Source organism: Natronomonas sp. (genome assembly GCF_046710025.1).
Classification (GTDB): domain Archaea; phylum Halobacteriota; class Halobacteria; order Halobacteriales; family Haloarculaceae; genus Natronomonas.
This window is the reverse complement of the sequence record NZ_JBKEGK010000118.1, coordinates 1-7,934: the sequence shown is the minus strand read 5'-3', so window position 1 is coordinate 7,934 and position 7,934 is coordinate 1. Positions and strand designations below refer to the sequence as shown.

The window sequence follows — 7,934 nt, the reverse complement described above, 5'->3', positions numbered from 1 at the left end:
TTCGGCCATGATCGCACAACGGCCCCCAGCGGCCTCTGTCTTCCGGCGCGCGCCGGGTGGTGTGCCGCTTGTGCCTCAAGAGGGCTCAGCGCTCGGGCAGGCGGCCCCCGTCGACCGCGATGTTCTCACCACTTATATACGCCGCTGCGTCGCTCAGGAAAAACAGCGTCGGCGCGGCCACGTCGTCGAAGGCGGCCGCCCGCCCCCGCGGGAACGATGACACGTCGGAGACGGTGTTCTCGACGGCAAACGGCGAGACGGCGTTCACCGTGACGCCGTCGTCTTGGGTGTCCGCAGCCGCCATCCGGGTGAACATCAACACGCCGGTCTTCGCGACGAAGTAAGGGAAGTTCACCGGGTGGGCGTGCATCCGGTCGCTGTCGGCGAAGCCGACGTTGACGATCCGGCCCCACTCCGACTCGCACATGCCGGGGAGCGCGCGCCGCGAGCACAGCACCGTCCCGTAAAGCGTCGTTTCGATAACGTTTCGCCACGACTCCCACTCGATCTCAGTCCAGTGTCGGGCGTCGAAGTCGCCGACGTTGTTGACCAACACGTCCACCGACCCCAGTTTCGACTCGATAGCCTCGAACATCGACTCGACGGCGTCCGGGTCGGTGATGTCGGCGCTGACGGTGACGGCGTCGACGCCACGCTCGCGTGCTTCCGCCGCGGTGGCCTCCGCGGCAGCATCGCTCTCGTTATAGTGGACCGCGACATCGGCGCCGCAGTCGGCGATCCGGAGCAGCAGTTCCCGGCCAACGCGTTTCGCACTGCCGGTCACGAGGGCCGTGCGTCCGCTCAGGTCTGGTGACAAGGGCATGAGTCCCGTAGGACGGTCGCCGTCTTGAACCGACGGGTGGCGGACGGCGTCCCCGGGTTCGCGCCGGCGCTCGCGCGGTTTCCGCGCGCCCGCTTTCGGTGCGGCTCAGACCGAGTATGCGACCCGTTCGCCGACATCAAGCCCGTTCGCCAGCGCCGCGTGGATCCGCCCCTCGCCGACGACCCAGTCGCCGAGACAGTACAGTCCGGCAGACTCGGCCGAGTCGAGCGGTCCCCGCCGGACGCTTCCTTCGGGCAGCGCGTAGCGCCAGCCCTGGTAGTCGGTCCAACTCGGATCGGTGAGGCGCTCGTCGCCGACGATACCGGCCGTCAGTTCGGCGAGTTCGGCGACGTTCTCGGCCGGATCGCGGTCGTAGTGTTCGCTCGACCACTCGCCACCCGCCTGCACGACGAGCAGCGAGTCGCCATCGGGGACGTGTCCGGCTTTACACTCCTCGCGGGAGATCCAGCCGACATCGTGGTTTTTGTCCGTGTTGACCAGCCCGTAATAGGGCCGATCCAGGCGGAACGGGTAGCGCAACACGGCCGTCCAGACCGCTCGATAGGGGACCTCGGCGGCGGCCGCGCGGAGCGCCTCGCGGCGGTCGTCGTCCCACTCGGCGTCGGCGAGCAACTCGGCCGTCTGCGGGGCGGGCGGGTTCAATAGGACAACGTCGAAGGGCCCCCACGACTCGCCGTCGGCATCGACGAGCGTCCACGCGCCGTCGTCGCCGTTCCCGCCACCAGTCTCGGGGGTCTCACCCTCGCCGCCATTCTCTCGGCGGATCGTCGCCACGCGCGTCCGGCGGTGGATCTCCGCGTCGGTCCGCCCGAACAGCCGTTTCGCGATCTGGGTCAGCCCCGACTCGTAGCTCCACTTGTGTTCGTCGGCCTCCCGACCCGGCGAGACGGCCCCCGACTCGTCGAAGGTGTAAATCGGCTCGCTCGCGTCGACGAGGCCGTCGGTGTCGAGCGTCTCGGTGAGCAACTCGACGACGCGCTCGTCGTCGGATTTGACGTAGTTCGCCCCGTAGTCGTAGACGATGTCATCGTGTCGGCGCGTCGCCGCCCGCCCGCAGAGCCCGCCCGACTTCTCGAGGACCGTCACGTCGGCGTCGGGAACGGCGGTCTCGACGACGAGTGTCGCCGCCGCCGCGGCCGCCCCGGCACCGACGACTCCGATTGCTGTCATACCATTAACTATGCCGCCCCGGCACTAAACCCCCGGCTTGGCGGCCATTCTCGGTGCTGTCGCGGGCACAGGCTCTTTGTTCAAGGAGAGAATCCCGCCGTTCACGGCGGGCGTGAATCCGACAACGACGACACAAACCACGCTCAGCAGCAATGTGGATATTTAAGTGACGTCGTGTCGTAGCATGACGAACACCGAGGCGGTCACACCGCCCATTTAAATGCACAATATCGGGACTCCGAGGCCCAGAACGTTCGAGACACCCTCTCGAACCACTGTGGTGTCTCGGTTCAAGATAACTCCGAGTCCCCTCCCGGGATAGGAGTAACGGCAGTGTGGCCCTGCCATCGACCTGTCATGCCGACAGGTCCTAAACCAGTAAATATCCCAACTCAGCGGTGTGGTGCCGTGGGAAGCCTCGCCGTCGTCGGGCAGCCCGACTGCCTGCGGGATCTTCGATCCCGCTCCGTTTACGGCGAGGAGGAGGTCACGCTGAGTGCGGTTCATACGCGGATACGGTCGCTGGCGGGGTTCGTAGTTCAGCTCGGCAGAACAGACAGTATTCAGGGGGGTGACGGTCGCGGAATCCTTCGGGATTCCTTGTTGACCCGCGTCACGCCCGGAGGTACTGGAAGGCCCTGGGTTCGAATCCCAGCAATCCCATAGCCGCCAAGAACGGTGTTGAGGATAGCGTCTATTTCACTCATCGAAACAGCGGTGTCAACGCCTCGTTGAAGCCCTCTGCACGGCGCGTACAACTGGGAGATAGGTCCCGACAGTTGAGCGCGAATCGAGAACAGACTCCCAAAGCGTATGAGCAGAGTTATAACCGCATCTCAATCAGTCGCTTGTTGAATCGGTACATGTGAGCGCATTGACGCCACACACCTCAGGCTACGTCTGCTATTGGGGTGGCTAGCGGAGGCGAAAGCACTCGAGGGGCGGGACGGCACCCGCCCTTATAAACAGAACATGAATGGGTACATCAACGCGACGCGGTCGCCGGCTTCGAGTTCGGTGTCGAGGCCGTCGATGTGCTCGTTGAACCGGCCGTTGATCGCAACGCGGGCGAACGCGCGGGTCTGTTCGCCTTCGGGGTTCTTATTCCACGCCCCCGGCGGGTTGCCGTCAGTGGGTGCCCATCCGGTCGTCGTCGCCTCCGCTTCCGTTTCGGCGATCAACATGTCCTCGACGTCGTACTCCGCGAGGAACGCGTCGAGGAACGCCCGGAGGTTCGACCCGTCGAAGGTATACTCGAAGCTGTGCTCGCCGATTTTGGTTCTGACGTGGCCCGTACACCGGACGTCGACGGTGGTTTCGGTAGTCTGGTCCGAACGCGTCTCAAGCGCTTGATTGCTGCTCATACGTACCCGTAGCGTATCGGTATAAAAGTCATCTCTCGCGAACGTGTTCGGCCATCTGCGAGGAGGGAGCGGGGCGATGCTGACTGCTGGCCTCTCAATCGGCGTTTGTGGGCGGGACCGACCCGTGGCGTTCCTCGGCCTCGAGATAGCACTGCGGATCGGGGCCGAAGAGGCCGTTGTCGGCCGCCAGCGCCCGCAGCCGCGAACCGCCCCGACAGATGTTTTTGTACCGGCAGTCGGCACAGGTGCCGGTCAGGTTCCCCGGCCGGTTTCGGAGCGCCCGGAGGAGCGGGTTGTTGTCGTCCTCCCAGATGTCGCTGAAGGAGCGATCGCGAACGTTACCGAGGCTGTAGGTGCGCCAAAACTGCGTCGGATGCACGTTGCCGAGACAGTCGACCGCGGCGACGCGTTCGCCGGTCGGATCGCCGCCGTTTCGCTGTAGGCGCTCGTAGACGCGCCGGGCGGCGTCGTCGCCGAACTCCCGACGGGCGTACTCGACGATGTAGGCCGCGTCGGCGTAGTTGCCGACCAGGAGCGTCTCGATTTCGTCGTCGCGGCGGTGGGCCTCGAGCGTCCGATCGCAGATTCGGGTGACGACCTCGCGGCGTTCAGCGGTGTCGAGGTCGACGGAGTCCAGCGTCTCTCCGCGGCCGCTATAGGAGAGGTGATAGAAACAAAACCGATCGAGGCCGACATCGGACAGCAGGTCGACGACGCCGTCGAGATCGCCGACGTTCTGCCGGGTGACGGTGTAGCGTAGCCCGGTCTTCAGCCCGACGTCAAGACAGGTCTCGATCCCCTCGACCGCCGCCTGGAACGCCCCGTCGACGCCCCGGAACTCGTCGTTTCGCTCGGCAAGGCCGTCCACCGAGACGCCGGCGTAGGCCAGCCCGGCCCGCTTCAGTTCACGGGCTCGATCGGCGGTCAAAAGTGTCCCGTTCGTCGAGAGCACGGGTCGGATGCCCGCGTCTGCGGCGTAGGCGACCAGCTCGGCGAGGTCCTCGCGGACCATCGGCTCGCCGCCGGAGAACAACACGACGGGCGCGCCGTAGTCGGCGAGATCGTCGAGCAGCCGCTTACCCTCGGCGGTCGTCAACTCGCCGGCCTTCGGCTCGGACTCGGCGCCGGCGTAGCAGTGGACGCACTCGAGGTTACACCGGTTGGTAGTGTTCCAGACCACGACCGGGCGGCGCTGGGGACTGTCGGAGACGGGGTCGTCGGTGCCGGTATCGACGTCGTACCGGAGGCGGTTGCCGTCGGCGGCGTGATCGCACAACAGCGTGCTGACGGAGATCACGTCAGGACCACTCCCTCGCTCGGGGCTCCTCGGAGTCGGTGGGCCGGTCGGCCGGCGAAGCCTCGTCGGCCAACGTATGCGTGCTGAAGCGGGTCATCTCGGCGCTCGGGCAGAGCCAGACATCGTCGGCGTGCCAGGCGAACAGCCGGCTTGCGATCTCGTAGGCGCCGTCGACATCGGCCGCCCGGACGCTGCCGACGTGTTGCATCGGGTCCGAGCCGTCGCTCCGGACGAACACCTCGAACTCCTCGCCGTTCGGCGCCCGGTCGCCATCGTCGAGCCGCCGTCGTTCGGTCGGTTCGGCCATATCCGCGGTTGCGTGTCGGCCTTGAAATCAGCTGTCCCGAATCCCATCGGCCGGGAGCAACGCGTCGTCCCAGCGGGCGGGATCGGGCTCGAAGACTTATATACCGGGGCGCGAACCACCACCTATGACCGACTCCTCCAGCGGCTTCGATCCGACGCCGAGTGGCTCGACGGAGCACCCCCACACGCTCGAGGTGATCACCGGGGGCCCGGACGGCGAGTACACGTTCGTCCCCCGCGATGCCGACGCCGAGAGGCGGCGCACCCAGTGGCTCACCGCCGACGCCGACGACGTGATCGACCTCCGGGCGTGGCGCTGAGACGGTACCGGAGCAGCCATTCATATAAGTACCGTCGCCCGCTCGTTTGGATATGGCACCCGACCGCCGGATCGAGATGTCGGCCGAAGAGACGGACGCCTTCCTCGAATCCCACGGGACCGGCGTGTTATCGCTCGCGCGCGATGACGACCCCTACGCGATCCCGATCGCCTACGGCTACGACCCCTCGGATCGATGCTTCTACCTCCGCTCCGTCTCGACGCCCGACAGCGACAAGCGACGCTTTCTCGACGGCGATCCAAAGGCGAGACTCGTCATTTACGAGGACGGCGAAATCTACCGCAGCGTCGTCGCCGCCGGCCCCCTCGTCGGCGTCGATCCGGAGGCCCTGACACCGGCGGATATCGAGCAGTACGGGTCGGCAGGCCGGCCGCTCTTTGAGACGTGGTCGGAACCGACGGCTGAACTCGACATCGAACTGTACCGTTTGGACGCGGAGACGGTGAGCGGTCGGGCTATCGATCCCGACCGCGAGGGGTGAACGCCTCTCTGTTTCCGTCCACGATCTCGAAACGCTACTCCGTCACGGAGTACAGACGCTACCCTCCAACGGCCGCAAAAAGCTACTCCTCGGCGGCCTCGAAACACGCTGTCGCCACGGGTTCGGTACACACCGGACAGCCGTTCGAGAGGATCGCCGCCCGCATTGAGGCGTCGACCTCGATATCTTGGCCGCACTCCGGACAGTCAAACACGTAGGTACCCACAGTCGACACCCCGCCCTCACCGACCCTCCGATTGGTCCCCTCGGCATCGTCGTCTGACCCGCACCCGGCGGTCCCGGGCGGTTTCTTCCCGTCCCCTCGGCCGCCGGAGCACGCGGGCGCCATCGGCGGGGATCAGTCGGCCGCCCCCGTGGACGCCCCCGTCGACGAGAGCCCGACGGTCGTCGACTCGCAGTCGTCCAGCGAGATCGTGACATCGTCGAACGTCCGCCGGTACTCGTTCGCGTGCTTTCCGTCGGGGCTGATCCGGATGCTCTCCGCGAGCAATCCGGCCTCCGTTAACCGATCGAGTTTCCGGTAGGTCGTCGACCGGGGCACCCCACACCGTTCGATTAGCTCCCCGGCGGTCAGCGCCTCGTCGGCGGTCGCTTCGAGCAGCGCCCGGCAGTCCGGATCCTCGAGCGCGGTCAACACCGTCTCGCAGTCGACGGCGCGCGAGCGCGATTGTCCCCGCTCCGAGGTCCCCCCGCCATCGGTTGGTCGGTGTTTCTGCGACATTCTCTGTTCGGAGGATGGGTTTCCCCAGTAGGGTATTCTATCCCTCAGTATGTAGGGTGTTTTATATACCCCGGGCGACGGGCGGCGGCGGACAGACTTAGGTGTCGAGGGCTCTAACCACCCGTTGATGTCTGGGATCCGCGCCGAGATACGGATCGACGCCGACGGCACCTGCCCCATCGTCGAGGCATCAACGGATCGGGAGGCGCCGTCGTACACGGTCGCACGGAGCGTCGCGGGCGCGGACGCGAGACGCGTCACCGAAGAGTTCATGCTCGAAAGCGGCGCGGAGCCGGCCACGAGCGTCGCGCTGACCGAGACGTTCGACTACGGCGCGAAGACGATGTACCGATTCTCCCGCAAGCGTGGGCGCGGCTGCCCCTGCGAGACCGTCGAGTCATTCGAGTGTCCGATCGTCGACCTCCACGCCCGCGAGGACTCGCTGTATCTCGTCTTCCACGCCGTCGACATGGAGACGCTCCAGGGGACGATCCGCGAGCTGCGCGAGCGATTCCCCACCGTTGATGTCCGCCGCCTGCTCCGCGGCGAGACCGACGCCCCCGAGGACAACCTCGTCTTCATCGACCGGAGCCGGCTAACCGAACGCCAACGCGAGGTACTTGAGACCGCCCACCGGATGGGCTACTTCGAGCACCCGAAAGGGGCCAACGCCGGCGAGGTCGCTGACGCGCTCGATATCACCACGTCGACTTTTTCGGAGCACCTCTCGGCCGCCCAATCGAAGCTTTTGGATGCGATTTTGGACGCCTGACGACCTTTTTAGTGCGTTTCCTCGCTCGCTTCGCGCTCACGGCTTCGCCGTTCGCACGACGCTCACCGCGGGAACGCTAGTAAAAAACGTCCGCAGAAGCCGTCGGCTTCTGATGAACCGTGTTAGCTGCTGAAGTCGTTACACACCGGGATGCCCAGCGTGTTGTAGTCGCTCATCGCCGCCAGTTCGTCCGGCACGCCGTGAATGTCGATCTTCTTTTCGACCAGCGCCGTCGGGTTGAGTTTCCCGGAGTCGATCATGTCCAGCATCTCGCTGTACCGCGAGGGCTGGAGGCCGAGCGACCCTTTAAAATCGATCTCCTTGGCGACGAACTCGTCGGTCGGTAGCGACACCATCCCCTCCTCCTCGGAGGTCGTCAGCCCAATCTGGACGTGCGTGCCGCCCTTTCGAAGACTATTGACCGCATTTTGACAGGTCGTCGCGATACCCAGCGCGTCGGCGGAGACGTCCGCCCCGCCGTTCGTGATGTCATGCACCTCGGCGGCGGCGTCGTCAACGTCCGTCGCGTTGACTGTTTCGACAGCGCCGAGTTCCTCGGCCTTCTCGAGTTTGTCGTCCGTCAGATCGACGCCGATGACGTTGGCTCCGAGCGCGTC

General features: G+C 65.7%; 11 protein-coding genes. 3 read left to right on the top strand and 8 right to left on the bottom strand.

The genetic code is table 11. The annotated features are described in order from the left end of the window. Positions 1 to 85 precede the first annotated feature (85 nt). The 5 genes from ACI944_RS09065 to ACI944_RS09045 form a co-directional block, all read right to left on the bottom strand. On the bottom strand, positions 86 to 823 hold the full coding sequence (locus tag ACI944_RS09065; protein ID WP_411718727.1) for an SDR family NAD(P)-dependent oxidoreductase: 738 nt from the start codon (positions 821 to 823) through the stop codon (positions 86 to 88). A gap of 105 nt (positions 824 to 928) precedes the next feature. Further along, positions 929 to 2,014, bottom strand: a complete 1,086-nt coding sequence (locus ACI944_RS09060; protein WP_411718726.1) for an NAD(P)/FAD-dependent oxidoreductase — start codon at positions 2,012 to 2,014, stop codon at positions 929 to 931. 959 nt (positions 2,015 to 2,973) lie between these two features. After that, positions 2,974 to 3,378: a MoaD/ThiS family protein gene (locus ACI944_RS09055; RefSeq protein WP_411718725.1), complete on the bottom strand. Its 405-nt coding sequence runs from the start codon at positions 3,376 to 3,378 to the stop codon at positions 2,974 to 2,976. A gap of 94 nt (positions 3,379 to 3,472) precedes the next feature. Beyond that, the gene (locus ACI944_RS09050) at positions 3,473 to 4,675 is read right to left on the bottom strand and encodes a TIGR04347 family pseudo-SAM/SPASM protein (protein WP_411718724.1); all 1,203 of its coding nucleotides are present in this window, start codon (positions 4,673 to 4,675) and stop codon (positions 3,473 to 3,475) included. Position 4,676: 1 nt separating this feature from the next. Further along, the gene (locus ACI944_RS09045) at positions 4,677 to 4,982 is read right to left on the bottom strand and encodes an Htur_1727 family rSAM-partnered candidate RiPP (RefSeq protein ID WP_411718723.1); all 306 of its coding nucleotides are present in this window, start codon (positions 4,980 to 4,982) and stop codon (positions 4,677 to 4,679) included. Between the two features lie 124 nt (positions 4,983 to 5,106). On the opposite strand from ACI944_RS09045, the gene ACI944_RS09040 reads away from it, so the two are divergent. Beyond that, on the top strand, positions 5,107 to 5,301 hold the full coding sequence (locus ACI944_RS09040) for a hypothetical protein (RefSeq protein WP_411718722.1): 195 nt from the start codon (positions 5,107 to 5,109) through the stop codon (positions 5,299 to 5,301). Positions 5,302 to 5,353: 52 nt separating this feature from the next. Beyond that, positions 5,354 to 5,803: a pyridoxamine 5'-phosphate oxidase family protein gene (locus ACI944_RS09035; RefSeq protein ID WP_411718721.1), complete on the top strand. Its 450-nt coding sequence runs from the start codon at positions 5,354 to 5,356 to the stop codon at positions 5,801 to 5,803. An 82-nt stretch (positions 5,804 to 5,885) separates the two neighbouring features. Here the strand turns inward: ACI944_RS09035 and ACI944_RS09030 are convergent, their stop codons facing one another. Further along, positions 5,886 to 6,152 carry a hypothetical protein gene (locus ACI944_RS09030; RefSeq protein WP_411718720.1) on the bottom strand — a complete coding sequence of 89 codons (267 nt, stop codon included), beginning with the start codon at positions 6,150 to 6,152 and terminating at the stop codon, positions 5,886 to 5,888. A gap of 9 nt (positions 6,153 to 6,161) precedes the next feature. Then, positions 6,162 to 6,545 (bottom strand): helix-turn-helix domain-containing protein, encoded by a 384-nt coding sequence (locus ACI944_RS09025; protein ID WP_411718719.1) that lies wholly within the window; start codon positions 6,543 to 6,545, stop codon positions 6,162 to 6,164. Positions 6,546 to 6,669: 124 nt separating this feature from the next. Here ACI944_RS09025 and ACI944_RS09020 point away from each other — a divergent pair, with 124 nt between their 5' ends. Beyond that, positions 6,670 to 7,317, top strand: coding sequence for a helix-turn-helix domain-containing protein (locus tag ACI944_RS09020; protein WP_411718718.1), 648 nt, complete (start codon positions 6,670 to 6,672; stop codon positions 7,315 to 7,317). 122 nt (positions 7,318 to 7,439) lie between these two features. Here ACI944_RS09020 and ACI944_RS09015 read toward each other — a convergent pair. Next, the coding region (locus tag ACI944_RS09015) for a zinc-binding dehydrogenase (RefSeq protein WP_411718717.1) at positions 7,440 to 7,934 on the bottom strand (495 nt) is incomplete at its 5' end.

Coding starts and splice junctions, on each gene's coding strand:
- ACI944_RS09030 (WP_411718720.1), bottom strand. CDS start 6,152: ATGGCGCCCGCGTGCTCCGGCGGCCGAGGGGACGGGAAGAAACCGCCC.
- ACI944_RS09040 (WP_411718722.1), top strand. CDS start 5,107: ATGACCGACTCCTCCAGCGGCTTCGATCCGACGCCGAGTGGCTCGACG.
- ACI944_RS09045 (WP_411718723.1), bottom strand. CDS start 4,982: ATGGCCGAACCGACCGAACGACGGCGGCTCGACGATGGCGACCGGGCG.
- ACI944_RS09065 (WP_411718727.1), bottom strand. CDS start 823: ATGCCCTTGTCACCAGACCTGAGCGGACGCACGGCCCTCGTGACCGGC.
- ACI944_RS09060 (WP_411718726.1), bottom strand. CDS start 2,014: ATGACAGCAATCGGAGTCGTCGGTGCCGGGGCGGCCGCGGCGGCGGCG.
- ACI944_RS09035 (WP_411718721.1), top strand. CDS start 5,354: ATGGCACCCGACCGCCGGATCGAGATGTCGGCCGAAGAGACGGACGCC.
- ACI944_RS09025 (WP_411718719.1), bottom strand. CDS start 6,545: ATGTCGCAGAAACACCGACCAACCGATGGCGGGGGGACCTCGGAGCGG.
- ACI944_RS09055 (WP_411718725.1), bottom strand. CDS start 3,378: ATGAGCAGCAATCAAGCGCTTGAGACGCGTTCGGACCAGACTACCGAA.